A 16,380-nucleotide genomic window follows, 5' to 3' on the forward strand; every position below is an offset into this window, starting at 1 on the left:
CACACCACCCCCCCACCCTTATAACAACCAAAAACCGCGGATCGGGGTGGTTTTTATAGTATTCTTACCCTATTTTAAAAGCACCCCCGTGCCGTCGTAACAATCAGCTTCGGGGTGCCCCACGCAACCACTCACGGCAATGTCGCCGCCAGGCGACGAGCCGCTGCCGGATAACCCCCCGACGAAGTCATCCGGCAACAGGGGTCACCGAGGAGCAGACCGCTTCAAAACCACAGTCCTCTCCCCCAACGGCGCCGCCAACGCCACCGAAATCACCGGATGCCGCAAATCCATCGTGCACATCTGCCCGGTCTGTGCCTTGGTCTCGCTCAAATCCACCACAACCTTCTGGGCACTCTGCTCAACAGCCTCCCCAAGCGCATGCCCACACCCCCCTTCCTCAGCCCGCACCACGAGCACCGTCCCCCCGTTGTCCGAATAAACCTCCTTGGGAAACGTCTTAGGCAACGCCGCCCCGTCAACCCGATTGTCGGGAACCCGCGCCGCCCCCTGCGGAGGGTCGAACTGGGGTTTGCCCGGCGGCGGCACCGGAGTCGAGGCGCTGGCACTGGCACTGCCGCTGCCGCTCGGCGGCGCGCTCTCGGTCCCGGACGCTGGTGCGTTCGCCATGCTCGTCGGACTGCCGCACGCGGCCGCCATCGTGAGCACCAGTGCCGCGCCCGCCAGTCGTGTCGTTCCGATCAGCTTCGTCGAGTACCTCATGATCCCTGGACGGATCGACCGCCCCGAGGGGTTGCACCCGATCTTCACGGACCCGGCTTCAACACCAATTCCCGCCCGCCCAGCGGCGCGGCAAGCCGCACCGGCAACGAAATCTCGCGCACATGCATCGGACACATCTGCCCGTGCGGCGGCTTGGTAATCGTCACCAGCACCACAACCTGAGTAGCCGTCTGCTCCCCAGCCTTCGCGCTGAGCTTGTCGCATCCGCCCTCTTCCGCCTGGATCACCACCACCGAGCCACCCTCAGCGAGCGTGACGTCGTGCGGATACCCAGCCGGAAGCGCCGAAGCGTTGATCTGCCCGGCAGCAGGTGCGGTATCCCCAGGCGGCACGCCCTGCGTCGGACGGCTCTTCGGCGGCCCGGACGCCGGCGGCGGCGCGACCGACGGCGAAGAAGAGGTCGGCGGCGGCGAGGAAACCGACACCGAACTCGAAGCCGGGCCGGAGGAAGCCGGCGCGGCTGTAGTCCCGTTGCTCCCGCACGCCGCGACCGTCAGCAGCAGCGCGCTCGCTCCCACGATTTTCCCTGTTGTCCGCATGCACCGCGGACGGAATCAAGCCCCCGGAGGTTGCATCCGCGCGCGAAAACTATTTCACCGAGCGGAAGCCTTCCCCCGCACCAGCCCCAGCAGCACCACCCCGGCCAGCGTCACCACCAGCAACAGCACCGTGCTGGCCGACGCGAGAAACACCTGTCCCCGGTCGGTAAGGGAAAAAATGGTCGCCGGGAGCGTTCGCCAGTCCGGCGGATAAAGCATCATCGTCGCGCCCAATTCGCCCATCGACATCGCCAGCGCCAAACCGGCCGAAGCCGACATCGCGGGCAACAGCACTGGCAACCGGACACGCAGCAGCACCCGCAACGGACGCGCGCCGAGACTCGCCGCGGCCTGCGCGAGCAGCGGGTCAACGCGTTGCAGCGCGGCGGAAACCGTGCTGTACGCAAACGGCAGCAGGATCATCAGGTGTCCGGCGAGGACGATCCAGCGCGTCCCGTTGAACGCCACCGGCGGCCGGCTGAACGCCACGAGCAACGCCAGCCCCAGCACCACCGACGGCACCGCGATCGGCAGGTGGAACAGCGAATCCGCGATCCGGCGCAGCCGCGGCGGCGCGTGGTCGACGGCCAGCGCGGCCCAGGTCCCGATGAGCACCGAGACCAGTGACGTGATCACCCCGGTCTGCACGCTCACCGACAGGCTCGCGAACGTCTCGCCGGACAGCGCCTCGGCGTAATGCGCTCCGGTGAGCCCGCTGGGGAGTACACCCGTCCAGCTCCCGGCGAACGACGCCAGCACGATCATCACCAGCGGTGCGGCCACTACACCGAGGAAAACCACCCCGAAAACCAGCCACACCAGCAACCGGCTACGCCGCGTCCACAGCAGCACGACGGCCTCCCCTTCCGACCACTCGCCGGTAAACCGTGTAGAGCACCAGCGACAGCACCACGTTCACCACCGCGACCACCGACGCGGCCGGGAAATCGAAGGTGACGATTCCCTTGCCGTACACCAGCATCGGCAACGTCGAGACGCCCTTGGCCCCGAGGAACAGCACAATGCCGAACTCGTTCATCGTCAACAGCAGCACCAGGCACGCGCCGGACGCGAGCGACGGCAATGCTTCCGGCAGCACGACCCGCCACAGCACCCGGCCTGGCCGCGCGCCGAGACTCGCCGCCACATCCAGTTGCGCCGAAGGAACTTGACTGAACGCAGCGAGCGCGGGCCGCATCACGAACGGCGTGTAGAAAGTGATCTCGGCGAGCAAAACACCCCATGGCGAGTACAGAAAACCAGCGGTGCCAAAGACTCCTGCACCGCCGTAGAGGAACGTGAAGGCCAGCGCGATCAGGAACGACGGGAACGCCAGCACCGTGTCGACCAGCCGGGCCAGCAGCGTCGCGCCGGGAAACGGGACGAACGCGACGACCAGTGCGAGAAATCCGCCGAGCAGCACGCAGCCGACGGTGGAGCCCAAGGCCAGCAACACCGTCTGCCACACCGCGCGGCCGAATTCCGGCGACGACAGCACTTGCGTCCACACCGAAAGCCCGAAACTGCCGTCTTGCGCGGTGAACGACTGCAGGATCACCAGCACCAGCGGGTAACCGAAGAATCCGGCGACCACGATCGCGGGCGGCAGCAGCCAGCCGATCCGGTACCGGCGGGGCCGCGTGCCGCGACGGGCCGGGGCGAGGGCGGCGGTACCGAGGGCGAGGCCGGTCATCCGCCCACCCCCACCAGCGGGCAACCGTCCGGAATGGACACTCCGACGCGGTCGCCGACCGCGGGCAGCACCGGGCTGTCCGGAACCTCGGCGCGGAGGTCGCAGACCTCGTCGGTGAGCCGCAGGTCGAGCCGGTATCCGGAACCGCGCCACTGCACGCCGCGGACGAGCGCCGGGAAGGTGTCCGGTCCGGGTTCGCCGACCGAAATCCGGTGCGGCCGCACGCCGAGCGCCACCGGCCGCTCCGGCTGGAGCGTGCCGGACGGTTCGGCGGACAGCTCGCGCCCGGCCAGCCGAACCGTAGCGACCGAGCCGTCCGCGCGCACCAATTCGACTGGGATCAGGTTCGCCGCGCCGAGGAAGCTCGCGGTGAACTCGGTGGCCGGGCGGCGGTAAAGCTGTTCGCACGGACCGAGTTCGACCAATCGGGAATCGCGCAGCACCGCGATCCGGTCGGCGAGCGCGAGCGCTTCACTCTGGTCATGAGTGACGTAGATCAGGGTCGTGTCCGGCAATTCGGCCCTGAGCCGCAGCAATTCCGCGACCATGTCCTCGCGCAGCGCAGCGTCCAATGCGGACAGTGGCTCGTCGAGCAGCAGCACGTTCGGCCGGATCGCCAGCGCCCGCGCCAACGCGACCCGCTGCTGCTGTCCGCCGGACAGTTCACGGGGATACCGGCGCGCGTACTCGCTCATCCCGACCAGTTCCAGCACCTCGCCGACGCGCTGCGTCACGTCCGCGCGGCGCATCTTCCGCGCCTTCAGTCCAAACGCGACATTGTCGGCGACCCGCTGGTGCGGGAAGAGCGCGTAACTCTGCACCACCACGCCGAGCCCACGCCGATGCGGCGGCAGATCGGTGACGTCCTGGCCGTCGAGCAGCACCCGCCCGGCGCTCGGCCGGAGGAACCCGGCGAGCGCCTTGAGCGCGGTCGACTTGCCGGAGCCGGACGGTCCCAGCAGGGCCAGCGTTTCGCCGCGCGCTACCGAAAGATCCAGCGGGGCAAGCGCTTGCGTCGCTCCGAAATGGACGGATACGCCGCGGAACTCCACTGCCGGAGTCACTGTCCGGTGGCCTTCCGGTACGCGGCGAGGTCGGCGTCGAGACGGCCGAGGACGGAGTTCCAGTCCGGGGTCCAAATGTCCACTCCGGACATCGCGGCGGTGATCTTCTCCGCCTTGGGACCCTGCGGCTTGACGTCGGAACGGGCCGGGATGCCGTACGCGTCGCTGGCCTTAGCCTGGGTCTCCGGCGAGAACAGGAAGTCGAGCAGCTTGCGGGCGTTGTCCGAATGCGGCGCGTTGTTGACCAGACCCGCGAAGTACGGCAGCGCGAAGGTGGAGCGCTTTCCCTGCGCGTCGGCCGGGAAGAACACCGAGAACCCGCCGCTCTTGTCGATCTCGGCGAGGTTCATCTGCAGGTCCCCGTTCGCGACGAGCACCTCGCCCTTCGCGACCTTCGGCTGCAGCTTGCCGGTGGACGACGACGGCCCGACGTTGTTCGCCTGCAGCTTGCCGAGGTATTCGAGCGCGCCCTGGTCGCCGAACACGTGCTGGGCCTGCAGCAGCACCGCGGTGCCGTCGCCCGCCTCGCCGGGCGTGGAGTACTGGAGCTTGCCCTTGTACTTCGGGTCGAGCAGATCGTTCCAGCTCTTCGGGGCCGGGTTCGCCTGCTGCGGGTTGTAGATGAAGCTGAGGTAGTTGTTCATCAGCGCGTAGTAGCGGCCCTGCGGGTCCTTCTGCGCGGCCGGAACCTGGTCGACGCCCTTCGGCGCAGACGTCGCGAGCAGGCCTTCCTTCGCTGCCTGCTGCACGAACGGCGGGAGCGTGACGAGGACGTCGGCCTGGGTGTTGGCCTTTTCCTTGCCTACGCGCGAAACAACCTCGGCGGAACCGGCGGTGACCGCCTGGACCGTGATCCCGGTCTGCTGCTTGAACTCGGCGAACCGGGCGTTGTACCAGTCTTCAAGGCCATCCGCGGTGTACACGGTGACGGTCTGGTCGCCGGACGCACCGCCCGCTGTGCCGCCGCACGCGGACAGCAGGCCGGCGAGGGTGGCGACGAGAGCGACGACGGTCGCTTTCCGGATTCTCATGACTGGGTGGCTCCTTCAAGATCGAGCACGGCGGGGAGGGCGGAGACGGAGTCGAGAACGTGGGTGGCGCGCGCGGCTTCCAGCTCGCCGCGGTTGCCGGCGCCGGTGAGCACTCCGGCGACGATTCCGGCGCCGGCGGCGAGGCCGGTGCGGACATCAGTGGGGGTGTCGCCGACTACCGCGATGTTGCGGACGTCGGTGACCTGCAGCTTCAGTGCGACAGCGAGGATCAGGTCGGGATACGGACGGCCGCGCACGCCGTCGCCGGGAGCGAGCGCGAGGTCGGCGAGGTCGTGCCAGCCGAGCGCGTCGAGCAGCGCGCGCTGAGTCGTGGGCGCGAAGCCGGTGGTCAGCGCGACGCGGACGCCCTTCTCCCGCAGGCCGCGGATGGTTTCCTCGGCACCGGGAATCGGCTTGCACTCCCCGGCCGCGACCAGACGTCCGTACGAGCCTTCGAATTCGGCGTTCGCGCGCTGGGCGAGGTCTTCGTCGCCGAGCAGCGCGCGGAACACGGTGATCTTCGACTGGCCCATGGTTTCCCGGACGTAGTCGAGCATTCCGGCGTAGCGTTCGTCCTCTTCGGACACTCCGGCGGCGGCGATCGCGGCGGTGAAAGCCCGTTCGACCAGTCCGTCGTCCGCGACGGTCGTTCCGGCCATGTCGAGCACGACGAGTTCGGTGGTCACCAGCCCAGCTCCTTTGCGGTGTCTTCGGCGATTGCGGGCGAGCAGGTCATGCCCCGGCCACCGGGGCCGGTGACGAGGAAAGCGTTGCCGGACAAACGTTCCCGGTGCACGACCGCGGTCTGATCGGTTGCCTGTGCGTACACGCCGGCCCAGCGACGGCGGATCTTCGGCAATGGACGGCCGAGCAACGCGCCCGCCACTTCGGCGAGGTGTTCGTACGGGTCTTCGGTGACATCGAAGGAGAACGGCTGCGCGTACTCGTGCGTGTCGCCGATGGTGAGCGAGCCGTCGCGACGCTGTACCATCAGCAGCTGCATCGCGTTCTGCGCGGCGATTTCGCCCTGCGGCTGACCTTCGTTCATCGCGTCGAGCGCCGCGCCGCGGTAGGCCGGGTAGTACCGGAAGCTGTCGCCGTCCGCGACGCTGGTGGGCAACGGCTCGTCCAGCGGTTCGGTCTGCGCCATCTGCAGCCGGACCCGCCGTACCGGGATCTCGCCCGCGATCTCGCGTACCAGCCCGCCGAGCCACGCGCCGGTGCAGAACACCACGACGTCGCCTTCGTGGCGCTCGCCGTGATCGTCGACGACGCCGTTTTCGGTCAGATTCCGCACCTCGCGGCCGGGCAGCCACTGGTAACGACCGCTCGCCTTGAGCGCTTCGCGGAGAGCAGGCTGCGCGGTCCGCGGCTCGACCGCCGCGTCGCGCTCGCACCACAACGCGCCGGCGAAGTTGCCGCGCAGAGCCGGGTTCAGCGCCCGGGTCTCGTTCGCGTCGAGGAGTTTGAAACCGCGCTCAGCCGCCTCCGGCCCGGAGACGACCTCCTGCGCGACAGCCAGCTCGGCGTCCGTGCGGACGACCGTCAGCGAGCCGTTCGGCCGGAAACCCAGCGCGGGCACGCGTTCGCCGATCCGCTCCCACAGCTCCCGGGCGCGCACCGCCGTCTCCAGCTCCGGACCGGCCGCACGACCGCCGACCCACACCAGCCCGAAGTTCCGGACGGACGCTCCGCGCGCCTCCGGCTCGCGTTCGAGCTGGAGGACTTCGTGGCCGCGTTCCACGGCCTGCCAGGCGTGCTGGGTGCCGAGCACGCCGCCGCCAACGATGATGATTCGCACGGCCGCAACAGTCGCCGCCCGCGCTCAACGGAGCCTGTCGGCACGGGGAACGCCAGGTGAAGCAGCCTCGAATATTGGACCAGATGAGTTACCGTTCCGTTATCTTCAGAGTCGGCACGCCGCGACGAACACGCATACCGCCAGGATCACGACATTCGCCGCGACGTTGCGGTACTCCGCCGGGCGGTGCTCGGTGACGGCCAGCCTGGCGTGGCCCGCCATCGCGCCGACCATCACCACGGCCAGGCCGATCGCCGCCCACCCGGTGAGCGCCGGGGCGATCCCGGTCAGCCTCGGCAGGATCAGGCCGGCCACCGCGACGAGTTCGCAGATCGCGGCGAAGCGCACGACCGGCATCGGATACGCGGCCACCCCGGTTTGCCCGGTCTCGATCAGCCGTTGCCGCGACATCGTCGACTTCAGCACGCCGGACAGGGCGAAGAGCAGGGCCAGCGCCGCCTGAGCGATCCACAGTGCGATGTCCATGGTTGTCCCTCCGTTCGACGCAGAGGGAACGAAGGGGCGACGCCGGATGTGACAGCTACTCGACGCGGCTCAGTCGCGTGACGAAACTCAGCCGGTCGCCGCGGTACAGCGACCGGACGCGCTCGAACGGCTCGCCGTCCGGACCCCACGACACGCGGTGCATCAGCAGCATCGGCAGAGCCGGGTTCGTGCCGATGAGCAGCGCTTCGCGGGGTGTCGCGAGCACGGTCTCCACGCGTTCCTCGGCCCCGTCGAAGACGACGCCCAGTTCGTCGCGCAGGAACGCGTACAGCGACTGCTCCGGGTCGAAATCCTCCGGCAGCGTGGGGAACTTGTCGGCGCGGAGGAAGGTCGATTCGAGACCGACACGCTCGTCGTCGGCGAGCAGGACGCGCTCCAGGTGAATCACCTCGGCGGCCGGTTCGATCCGCAGGTCGGCGGCCAATCCGGTGCCCGCGGCGCGACGTTCGAGCGTGATCAGCGTGCGACCGGGCCGGATGCCTTGGCGGCGCAGGCCTTCGGTGTAGCTGACGAGCGCGAGCGGCTGGACCAGCTTCGGCGCGGCGACGTACGTTCCGCTCCCCTGCCGCCGCGACAGCCTGCCTTCGAGCACCAGCTCGCCCACCGCCTGCCGGACCGTCGCGCGGGACACCTCGAACCGTTCGCACAGCTCGCGTTCCGTGGGCAGCGCGCTGCCTTCGCCCAATTCGGCGATGACGGCCAGCAGTTCGACCTTCACGGCGTAGTAGCGCGGCACTCGGCCGTGATCCGGGATGCCGTCGCGGACCGGTCCGTCGGCGGACAGGCGGGACAGCGGCGAAGACGTGGGCACGAGACCCGAGCCTATGCCAGACCCGCGGCGCGTGGTTCGCTGTCTCGCGAACTGACCCCACGGGAGGACCCCCGCAATGCCGTTGGCCCGCCGGTTAGGCCTCGCTGACGCCGTATTCATCGGACTCGGTTCGATGATCGGCGCCGGCGTTTTCGCCGCGTTCGCTCCCGCTGCGCGTGCCGCGGGTTCGGGATTGCTGCCCGCGCTCGCCGTGGCCGCGTTAGTCGCCTACTGCAACGCGACTTCTTCCGCCCGGCTTGCCGCGCTGTATCCGGAATCCGGTGGCACCTATGTGTACGGACGCGCTCGGCTCGGTGAATTCTGGGGATACATAGCGGGTTGGGGATTCGTCGCCGGGAAAACGGCGAGCTGTGCGGCGATGACGCTGACCGTTGTCGCGTATGCCGCTCCCGGGCTCGGGCAGCCTTGGCGGAGTTTGCTCGCGGTGGGTGTGATCGGCTTGGTCACCGGCGTGAATTACCTGGGCGTGCACCGGTCCGCTTTGGCTACTCGGGTGATCGTTTGCATCACTCTCGTGGTGCTTGCTCTGGTCGCGGTTTTCGGATTTTCCGGCACGCACGTTTCTCCGTGGACTCCGTTCCACGGCGGCGGAGTGCTTGAAGCGGCCGGATTGCTGTTCTTCGCGTTCGCCGGTTATGCCCGGCTGGCGACGCTGGGCGAGGAAGTCCGCGACCCGGCCCGCACGATTCCGCGGGCGATTCCGCTCGCTTTAGGACTGACTCTCGTGGTGTACGCCGTGGTGGCGGTGGTGCTGCTGGTGACGTTGGGGCCAGACGGGATCGGAGCGAATCCCGATCCGCTCGCTGCCGCCGTGCCGTGGCTGTCACCGGTGGTTCGCGTTGGTGCGGTGGTGGCTGCGTCGGGGTCGTTGCTGGCGTTGGTGCTGGGCGTTTCGCGGACGACCCTCGCGATGGCGCGGGACGGGCATCTGCCGCGGTTTTTGACCGCGGTGCATCCTCGGTTTTCGGCGCCGCACCGGGCGGAGCTGACGGTGGGCGTGGTGGTCGCGGTGCTGGCCACGACGACGGATTTGCGTGGTGCGATTGGATTTTCGTCCTTCGCGGTGCTCGCGTACTACGCGGTGGCGAACGCTTCCGCGCTGACGCTGCGCCGGGACGAAGGGGCCGCGCCGAAGGTGGTCGCGGCTGGCGGGTTGGCGGGGTGTGCGGTGCTGGCGTTCAGCTTGCCGCTCGCCTCGGTGCTCAGCGGGTGTTTGGTGCTGGGGCTGGGCGTGCTGGCGTACTTCGTGCGTCGCCGAGGGCTTGCGAGCTGAGTTTTTGTTCTCTGGCACGGGTTCCGGCCGGTGCCGCCGTATCCGGTGCGCGAAAGTCCCCCTCGCTCCGCCCCCGACCGGTTACTCCGAAAATCATCCACCCCCAGGTCAAAGCCGCTTTTACCGCGGTTTCCGGTGCCGAAATCTGCCGGATCCGGTGAAGAATCCGAAAGATCCGAAGAAAGTTGGTTGTCCACTTACCGTCGCTCTGGTGTAGTCGATTCGTCACCGCACGACACCTCCCCGCCCCAGGGAGCGGAAGCTCCACAGTGGACACCGGAAGGACAATCCCCTTGGCCGACAAGCGAAACTTCAGCATGCTCACGCGAGTACTGGCAGGCGCGGCAGCACTCGCGGCCGCCGCCGGACTGGCGACGCCCGCCATGGCGTCGACGCCGCCGTCGCCGGGCGCGGAGCCTCAGGTCGTCGGCGGGACTCGCGCCGGCCAAGGGGAATTCCCGTGGATGGTCCGGCTTTCGATGGGCTGCGGCGGGGCGCTGTACACCGATCAGCTCGTGCTGACCGCCGCGCACTGCGTCGACCGCACCGGAGCGGACTCGTCGATCACCGCGACGCTCGGCGTGGTCGATCTGCAGAGTTCGAGCGCGAAAAAGGTGCGCTCGACCTACGTCTACCGCTCCCCCACGTACGACTCCACCGGCGGCGACTGGGCGCTGATCAAGCTCGCGAGCCCGGTGAGCGGCGTTCCGACCCTGCCGATCGCGAAGAACGCCGACAACAACTCCGGCACGTTCACCATCGCCGGCTGGGGCGCGGCCCAGGAAGGCGGGGCGCAGCAGCGCTACCTGCTGAAGGCCGAGGTCCCGTTCGTGGACGACTCGACGTGCCAGTCCCAAGGCGGGTCCTACGCCGACCTGAAGCCGGACGCGGAGCTGTGCGCGGGCAAGCTCGACACCGGCGGAGTCGACACCTGCCAGGGCGACTCCGGCGGCCCGATGTTCCGCCGCGACGGAGCGGGCGAATGGATCCAGGTAGGCATCGTCAGCTGGGGCGACGGCTGCGCCAGGGCGCACGCACCCGGCGTGTACACCGAGGTGAGCTCGTTCGCCTCGGACATCGCGTCGGCGGCCGGGAAGATCTGACGTTCTGACTGCGCACCGAGCCGGGTGCGGGACTCCGCTGGGGTTCCGCACTCGGCCGATGCGGCGTTTCCGGTGCGGTGCGGCCGGGAACCGCGAGGGTGGATCGGGCACGCTGCACGCGAGCATCGGTTCGCCGGGTCTCTGGTCGCGCGGGGTGAAGTCCGGGACGGGGTCCCCGCTCCGCCGGCACCCCCGAAGCGGGGCCAGTGCCAGAACGCCAAGCCGTCGGCCACTCCGCTAGCCCGCAGGAAACTCCGCGCGCCGCTCCACGAGCACCACCTGACGCGCGAAAAGCACGCGACACCAAGCCGTCAGCCAGCCTCAGTTGACCGCCGGAAACTCCGCGCCGCCCCACCAACACCCCGGAGTAGGGCAAGCACCGCAACACCAGATCGTCAGACAACCCCGCCGACCCACCAGAAGTCCCGCGTTCCGGTCCAGCAACACCGCCCCACGCGCGGCAAGCACCTCAACACCAAGCCCGCCAGACAACCCCGACATCCCGCCAGAAACCCCGCGCACCGCGCCTCCAGCTCGTCAACCAGCCCCGCTAACCCGCCGGAAGCCCCGCGCACCGCCCCACCACCAGCGAGGCAGGGCGAGCACCGCACCTCCAGCTCGTCTGCCAGCCCTAACCCGCCGGAAGTCCCGCGTTCCGCTCCTCCAAAGCTCCCCGCAGCGCCGCGAGTGCCGCAATGACCGCCCCAGCCTGGTCCTCTCCGAGCACCGAGCCGATCAGCGTCTCGAGCTCCGCGCGGAACGTCTCTCCCGCCGACGCGGCCAGGTGGCGGCCGGGCGGGGTCAGCTCGACCAGCGACGACCGCCGGTCCTCCGGGTTCGGCACCCGGCGCACCCAGCCGCGCGCTTCGAGGCGGTCGATGCCCTTGCTCGTCGCCCCGATGCCGATGGCGAAGTTCACCGCCAGGTCCGCGACCCGCGACTGCGGATGCCGCTCCAGATACCGCAGGAACTCGAACTGCGAAGCGACTATCCCGTGCTCGGCCTTGAGCCGCTCCCCCACCGCGTTGTAGAGCCGGGTCTCGGAGCGCACCAGATGGTCGAAGAGCTGCTCGTTTGCCGAAGTACCTGCCACGGCATATAGTCTAACACTACATGCCTCGGAATATACTTCCGCAGAATCTTCAGGAGCACAGATGAGCAGGGAACAGCGCCGCGCGATCGACGAGCAGCTGCGGCGGGTACCAAAGGGGGCCGGACCGGTGCCGGTCGAGCAGATGCGGGCCGGGTTCGCCGCGTTGATGAGCGGGTTTCCCGTCCCCGCCGAGCCGCGGCAAAGCAGCGCCACGCTCGCCGGGCGGCCATCAGTCCTGGTCGAACCGCCGGCCACACAGCGGCCGGGCACGATTCTGTACTTCCACGGAGGATCGTTCTCGCTGGGATCGCCGCATACCGCGATGGCGCTAACGGCGAATCTCGTTCTGCGCACCGGAATCCGCGCGCTCTCGCTCGACTACCGGCTAGCGCCCGAGCACCCGTTCCCGGCCGGGATCGAGGACTGCCTCGCCGCCTACCGGAGCTTGCTGGAGGACAACAACCCGTCCTCGATCCTCTTCGCGGGCGATTCCGCGGGCGGCGGCCTCGCCGTGACCACGACTCTGGCCGCCCGCGACGCGGGGCTGCCGATGCCCGCCGGGATCGTCGCGTTCTCGCCGGGGCTGGACCACACCCGCACCGGGGCGTCGATGGAGACGAAGGAAGCCGTCGATCCCTTCTTCACCAGGGAAAGCATGGGCCGCACCGGCGAGCTGTACCTGGCAGGCGCGGATCCCGCCCAGCCGCTGCTCGCCCCGGCGGTCCACGCCGACCTGACTGGGTTCCCGCCGATCCTGCTGCAGGTCGGCACGAACGAAGTCCTGCTGGACGACTCGGTCCGCCTAGCGGAACGCGCGCGCGACGCGGACGTCGACGTGATCCTCGACATCACCGCCGACGTCCCGCACGTCTTCCACACCTTCACCGACACCCTCGACGAAGCAGGGCAAGCCCTCGACCGGGCCGCCCTCTTCATCAAGCAGCGCCTCGCCTGAACCTCAGCGAATCTTGTCCAACCGGGACACCGTCTCCTCGAATCCCTGCACCAGATCCGCCATCACCTCGGCCACCGGGCGGACCCGGTTCATCCTGCCGACGATCTGGCCCACCGGCATCGACACCACCGACGGGTCCGCGGCGGCGTGGATCCGGTTGTGCGCGTGGGAAACCAGCAGGTTCTGCAACGGCATCGGCAACGGTTCCGGCGCGCCCGGCGCTGCCCACGCCTCCGTCCAGCGGGTCTTCAGCAGGCGAGCGGGCTTGCCGGTGTAGATCCGGGTCCGGACGGTGTCCGCGGAGGTCGCTTCCACCAGGGCGTTCTGCATCGCCTCCGACTCGGGCATCGTTTGGAGGTATTCCTGCGTCGCGAGCCAGTACGAGCCCATCCACGCGCCCGAAGCGCCCAAGGCCAGCGCGGCGGCGACCTGGCGGCCGGAGCCGATGCCTCCGGCTGCCAGGACCGGGGCGCGGTCGCCGACGGCGTCGACGATTTCCGGGACCAGCACCATGGTCGCGATTTCGCCGGTGTGGCCGCCTGCCTCATGTCCTTGCGCGACAACGAGATCCACGCCGTTGTCGACGTGCCGAGCCGCGTGCGAGCCCTTTCCGGCGAGGGCTGCGACCGGGACGCCCGCGTCGTGGGCACGGGTGATGACGTCGGTCGGGGGCGAGCCCAGCGCGTTGGCGATGAGGCTGATCCGGTGGTTCAGCGCAACGTCCACATGGGACCGGGCGACGGAGTGCAGCCAGCCGAGAACACCGGCTCGTTCGTCGGTGTCGTCGGGCAGCGGCGGGACCGCGAGGTCCTTCAGCACTTTATCGACAAACGCCCGGTGACCCGGCGGGATCAGCTCGTTCAGGTCGGTCTGGGTGCCTTCGGAAGGGATCTTCGCCGGCATCACGATGTCGACGCCGTAAGGCTTTCCGTCGGTGTTCTCGTCCATCCAGGACAGCACCGCGTCGAGTTCGGCGGCGTCGTTGAACCGGACGCAGCCCAGCACGCCCATGCCGCCCGCGCGGCTGATCGCCGCCGCGACGTGTTCCGACGGGGTGAATCCGAAGATCGGCACCTCGATGCCGAACCGGTCGCACAACGATGTGCGCATGCGCCCTCCTAGGCGGGTTCGTGTTCGGCGGCGTACCGCTGGGCCCACGGATAGTCCGGCTTCCCGCTCGGCGAACGGCCGATTTCCTCGGCCAGCCACACCGTGCGCGGCACCTTGTATCCGGCGACCTCGGTCCGCACGTGCGCTTCCAGCGCGGCCAGATCCGGCTGCACGCCGGGACGCGGCTGGACGACGGCGGCAACGCGCTGGCCGAGCCGGTCGTCCGGGATGCCGATGACCAAGGCGTCGAAAACGTCCGGGTGCGATTTCAGCGCGCCCTCGACTTCCTCCGGATACACCTTTTCGCCGCCGGTGTTCACGCACTGCGATCCGCGGCCCAGCAACGTAACCGTGCCGTCTTCCTCGTAGCGCGCGTAATCGCCCGGCACGACGTAACGGACGCCGTCCACTTCGGTGAAAATGGTGCGGGTTTTCTCCGGATCGCCATAATAGCCGAGCGGAACGTGGCCGCGGCGGCCGATCAGCCCGATCGCGCCAGGCTTCGGTTCGACCACTTGGCCGTCGTCGTCCAGCAGGATGGCATCCTTGCCGAAGTTCACGCGCGGACCCGCGGAATGGTCGGAATCCTTGCCCACCATGCCGATTCCGGTAAACCCGCTCTCCGACGAACCGATCGCGTCGGTGATCACGACGTTCGGCAGCATCTCCAGGAATTCCTGTTTCACCGAATGCGAGAACAGCGCCGCGTGACTCGACACCGCGACCAGCGACGACGCGTCGTACTCGCCGGAGCGGTAGGCGTCCACGAGGGGCCGGGCCATCGCGTCGCCGACGATCGTCAGCACCTGCACCTTGTGTTCCTGCACCGCGCGCCACACGTCGTGCGCGTCGAACTGCGGGACGAATACCACCGGGCTGCCGGTGAACAGCGCACCGAACGCGGCCCACTGCGCCGCTCCGTGGATCAGCGGCGCGGCCGGCAGGCGCACGAGGGAACCGGATTTGCCTTGTTCGCTGAGCGTCCATTCGTCGGGCACGTACTCGCCGGTGACGAAGTTGATGCCGCCGCCCAGCGCGCGCCAGATGTCCTCGTGCCGCCACAGCACGCCTTTGGGATAACCCGTGGTGCCGCCGGTGTAGAGGATGTACAGGTCGTCGGCGCTGCGCTCGCCGAAGTCGCGTTCGTCCGACTCGCCTTCGAGCGCCGCCTCGTACTCGACGCCCGTCTCGTACGGCGTGTCCGAACCGTCCTCGACGACTACAACGTGTTTCAGTTTCGGCGTTTCCGGAAGCACCGCCGCCACCCGGTCGGAGTAGCGCCGCTCGTGCACCAGCGCCACCAGGTCGGCGTTGGTGAACAGATAGCGGAGTTCTCCGTGGACGTAGCGGTAGTTCACGTTCACCGCGATCGCGCGCAGCTTGTACGCGGCGAACATGACTTCCAGCGCCTCGATGGAGTTCCGGGAATAGACACCGATGTGAGAGCCGGGTCCCACGCCGTGCGCGGCCAGGTGGTGCGCCAGCCGGTTCGCGCGCTTCTCCAGTTGCGCGAAGGTGACCTGGCGTCCGCCGCACACGACCGCGACGCGTTCCGGCACGGCGTCGACGGCGTGCTCGAGTAGATCCGCGATGTTGAGTGCCACGCACCCAAAGTAGAACATGTTATCGTTCTGGGCAATGACCCCGGCCCGTTATTAAGGAGGCCCCGGTGGCCGAACCCCACGCACTCGTCAGCCTCGAAGGCCACACGCTCGTGGTGACGATGAACCGCCCGGAAGCCCGCAACGCCCTCACCGGCGAGATGCTTTCGATCATGGTCGAGGCCTGGGACCGAGTGGATTCGGACGACCAGGTGCGCAGCTGCGTCCTGACTGGCGCCGGCGGAGCGTTCTGCGCGGGCGCGGACCTGAAATCCATGTCCCGCAACGCCCCCGACAAGTCTTTCTCGAACGGCTCCTTCGACCCGAGCCGCATCGAAGGCCTGCTGAAGGGCCGCCGTCTCACCAAGCCGCTGATCGCCGCCGTCGAAGGCCCGGCCATCGCGGGCGGCACGGAAATCCTGCAGGGAACCGACATCCGAGTGGCCGCGGAAAGCGCGAAGTTCGGCGTCTCCGAACCCCGCTGGGGCCTGTTCCCGATGGGCGGTTCGGCCGTGCGGCTGCCCAGGCAAATCCCGTACACCGTCGCCGCCGACCTCCTCCTCACCGGCCGGCACATCACCGCGGCGGAGGCGCGCGACATCGGCCTGGTGGGCCACGTCGTCCCCGACGGTCAAGCGCTGGCTCGCGCGCTAGAACTCGCTGACCTGATCAACGACAACGGCCCCCTCGCGATACGCGCGATTCTCAAGACCATCCGCGACACCGAAGGCATGCACGAGGAAGACGCCTTCAAACTGGACGCCAAGTACGGCATCGAAGTCTTCGCCTCCGCAGACGCGAAGGAAGGCCCCAAAGCCTTCACCGAAAAACGCAAGCCAAACTTCCAAGGCCGCTGACAACGACCGTACGTGAGGGGAACCCTGAGGGACTCTGAGTCCCTCAGGGTTCCCCTCACGGACTTCAGCGCCCCCACCCCAAGCCGCGCACGGGGGCACCCAGACCCCCACAACCCGGATACGAAGCCAAAAACACGGGCGGCGGGTGCTTGTCAAGGCATCTTTCCCGCCTTGACA

Annotated in this window: 17 protein-coding genes; 4 read left to right on the forward strand and 13 right to left on the reverse strand. The window is 68.6% G+C overall.

Annotated features, from left to right (window positions below):
* Nucleotides 1–204: 204 nt before the first annotated feature.
* The 10 genes from ACFXI3_RS44715 to ACFXI3_RS44760 all read right to left on the reverse strand — a co-directional run bounded on the left by ACFXI3_RS44715 (nt 205) and on the right by ACFXI3_RS44760 (nt 8,190).
* The gene (locus ACFXI3_RS44715) at nt 205–723 is read right to left on the reverse strand and encodes a hypothetical protein (RefSeq protein ID WP_378408133.1); all 519 of its coding nucleotides are present in this window, start codon (nt 721–723) and stop codon (nt 205–207) included.
* Between the two features lie 44 nt (nt 724–767).
* Complete coding sequence (locus ACFXI3_RS44720) at nt 768–1,262, reverse strand: hypothetical protein (protein ID WP_344267643.1); 495 nt, start codon at nt 1,260–1,262, stop codon at nt 768–770.
* 75 nt (nt 1,263–1,337) lie between these two features.
* Nucleotides 1,338–2,135, reverse strand: a complete 798-nt coding sequence (locus ACFXI3_RS44725; RefSeq protein ID WP_344267645.1) for an ABC transporter permease subunit — start codon at nt 2,133–2,135, stop codon at nt 1,338–1,340.
* Complete coding sequence (locus ACFXI3_RS44730; RefSeq protein WP_344267647.1) at nt 2,113–2,976, reverse strand: 2-aminoethylphosphonate ABC transporter permease subunit; 864 nt, start codon at nt 2,974–2,976, stop codon at nt 2,113–2,115. The genes ACFXI3_RS44725 and ACFXI3_RS44730 overlap by 23 nt, the downstream gene beginning before the upstream one ends.
* Nucleotides 2,973–4,040 (reverse strand): ABC transporter ATP-binding protein, encoded by a 1,068-nt coding sequence (locus ACFXI3_RS44735; RefSeq protein WP_344267649.1) that lies wholly within the window; start codon nt 4,038–4,040, stop codon nt 2,973–2,975. The genes ACFXI3_RS44730 and ACFXI3_RS44735 overlap by 4 nt, the downstream gene beginning before the upstream one ends.
* On the reverse strand, nt 4,037–5,071 hold the full coding sequence (locus ACFXI3_RS44740) for a 2-aminoethylphosphonate ABC transporter substrate-binding protein (RefSeq protein WP_344267651.1): 1,035 nt from the start codon (nt 5,069–5,071) through the stop codon (nt 4,037–4,039). The genes ACFXI3_RS44735 and ACFXI3_RS44740 overlap by 4 nt, the downstream gene beginning before the upstream one ends.
* Entirely contained in the window at nt 5,068–5,760 is a 693-nt protein-coding gene (locus ACFXI3_RS44745; RefSeq protein WP_378408153.1) for a phosphonatase-like hydrolase, read from the reverse strand. Before ACFXI3_RS44745 ends, ACFXI3_RS44740 begins: the two co-directional genes overlap by 4 nt.
* On the reverse strand, nt 5,754–6,872 hold the full coding sequence (locus ACFXI3_RS44750) for a TIGR03364 family FAD-dependent oxidoreductase (protein ID WP_378408137.1): 1,119 nt from the start codon (nt 6,870–6,872) through the stop codon (nt 5,754–5,756). The genes ACFXI3_RS44745 and ACFXI3_RS44750 overlap by 7 nt, the downstream gene beginning before the upstream one ends.
* 105 nt (nt 6,873–6,977) lie before the next feature.
* The gene (locus tag ACFXI3_RS44755) at nt 6,978–7,358 is read right to left on the reverse strand and encodes a DoxX family protein (RefSeq protein ID WP_378408139.1); all 381 of its coding nucleotides are present in this window, start codon (nt 7,356–7,358) and stop codon (nt 6,978–6,980) included.
* A gap of 55 nt (nt 7,359–7,413) precedes the next feature.
* On the reverse strand, nt 7,414–8,190 hold the full coding sequence (locus tag ACFXI3_RS44760) for a GntR family transcriptional regulator (RefSeq protein ID WP_344267657.1): 777 nt from the start codon (nt 8,188–8,190) through the stop codon (nt 7,414–7,416).
* 76 nt (nt 8,191–8,266) lie between these two features.
* On the opposite strand from ACFXI3_RS44760, the gene ACFXI3_RS44765 reads away from it, so the two are divergent.
* Nucleotides 8,267–9,484, forward strand: coding sequence for an APC family permease (locus ACFXI3_RS44765; RefSeq protein WP_378408141.1), 1,218 nt, complete (start codon nt 8,267–8,269; stop codon nt 9,482–9,484).
* 293 nt (nt 9,485–9,777) lie between these two features.
* Nucleotides 9,778–10,587, forward strand: a complete 810-nt coding sequence (locus ACFXI3_RS44770; RefSeq protein WP_378408143.1) for a S1 family peptidase — start codon at nt 9,778–9,780, stop codon at nt 10,585–10,587.
* A 631-nt stretch (nt 10,588–11,218) separates the two neighbouring features.
* Here the strand turns inward: ACFXI3_RS44770 and ACFXI3_RS44775 are convergent.
* On the reverse strand, nt 11,219–11,680 hold the full coding sequence (locus ACFXI3_RS44775; protein WP_378408145.1) for a MarR family winged helix-turn-helix transcriptional regulator: 462 nt from the start codon (nt 11,678–11,680) through the stop codon (nt 11,219–11,221).
* A 61-nt stretch (nt 11,681–11,741) separates the two neighbouring features.
* Between ACFXI3_RS44775 and ACFXI3_RS44780 the strand changes: the two genes are divergently transcribed.
* Entirely contained in the window at nt 11,742–12,635 is an 894-nt protein-coding gene (locus ACFXI3_RS44780; RefSeq protein WP_378408147.1) for an alpha/beta hydrolase, read from the forward strand.
* A 3-nt stretch (nt 12,636–12,638) separates the two neighbouring features.
* Here ACFXI3_RS44780 and ACFXI3_RS44785 read toward each other — a convergent pair whose 3' ends face one another.
* Both ACFXI3_RS44785 and ACFXI3_RS44790 read right to left on the reverse strand, forming a co-directional pair.
* Nucleotides 12,639–13,745: an NAD(P)H-dependent flavin oxidoreductase gene (locus ACFXI3_RS44785; RefSeq protein WP_370938937.1), complete on the reverse strand. Its 1,107-nt coding sequence runs from the start codon at nt 13,743–13,745 to the stop codon at nt 12,639–12,641.
* 8 nt (nt 13,746–13,753) lie between these two features.
* Complete coding sequence (locus ACFXI3_RS44790) at nt 13,754–15,349, reverse strand: acyl-CoA synthetase (RefSeq protein WP_378408149.1); 1,596 nt, start codon at nt 15,347–15,349, stop codon at nt 13,754–13,756.
* Between the two features lie 65 nt (nt 15,350–15,414).
* Here ACFXI3_RS44790 and ACFXI3_RS44795 point away from each other — a divergent pair, with 65 nt between their 5' ends.
* On the forward strand, nt 15,415–16,203 hold the full coding sequence (locus ACFXI3_RS44795; RefSeq protein ID WP_378408151.1) for a crotonase/enoyl-CoA hydratase family protein: 789 nt from the start codon (nt 15,415–15,417) through the stop codon (nt 16,201–16,203).
* Nucleotides 16,204–16,380: the final 177 nt, after the last annotated feature.

Source organism: Amycolatopsis sp. NPDC059235 (genome assembly GCF_042754125.1).
Lineage (GTDB): Bacteria > Actinomycetota > Actinomycetes > Mycobacteriales > Pseudonocardiaceae > Amycolatopsis > Amycolatopsis albidoflava.

Coding starts and splice junctions, on each gene's coding strand:
- ACFXI3_RS44715 (WP_378408133.1), bottom strand. CDS start 723: ATGAGGTACTCGACGAAGCTGATCGGAACGACACGACTGGCGGGCGCG.
- ACFXI3_RS44730 (WP_344267647.1), bottom strand. CDS start 2,976: ATGACCGGCCTCGCCCTCGGTACCGCCGCCCTCGCCCCGGCCCGTCGC.
- ACFXI3_RS44740 (WP_344267651.1), bottom strand. CDS start 5,071: ATGAGAATCCGGAAAGCGACCGTCGTCGCTCTCGTCGCCACCCTCGCC.
- ACFXI3_RS44755 (WP_378408139.1), bottom strand. CDS start 7,358: ATGGACATCGCACTGTGGATCGCTCAGGCGGCGCTGGCCCTGCTCTTC.
- ACFXI3_RS44765 (WP_378408141.1), top strand. CDS start 8,267: ATGCCGTTGGCCCGCCGGTTAGGCCTCGCTGACGCCGTATTCATCGGA.
- ACFXI3_RS44780 (WP_378408147.1), top strand. CDS start 11,742: ATGAGCAGGGAACAGCGCCGCGCGATCGACGAGCAGCTGCGGCGGGTA.
- ACFXI3_RS44785 (WP_370938937.1), bottom strand. CDS start 13,745: ATGCGCACATCGTTGTGCGACCGGTTCGGCATCGAGGTGCCGATCTTC.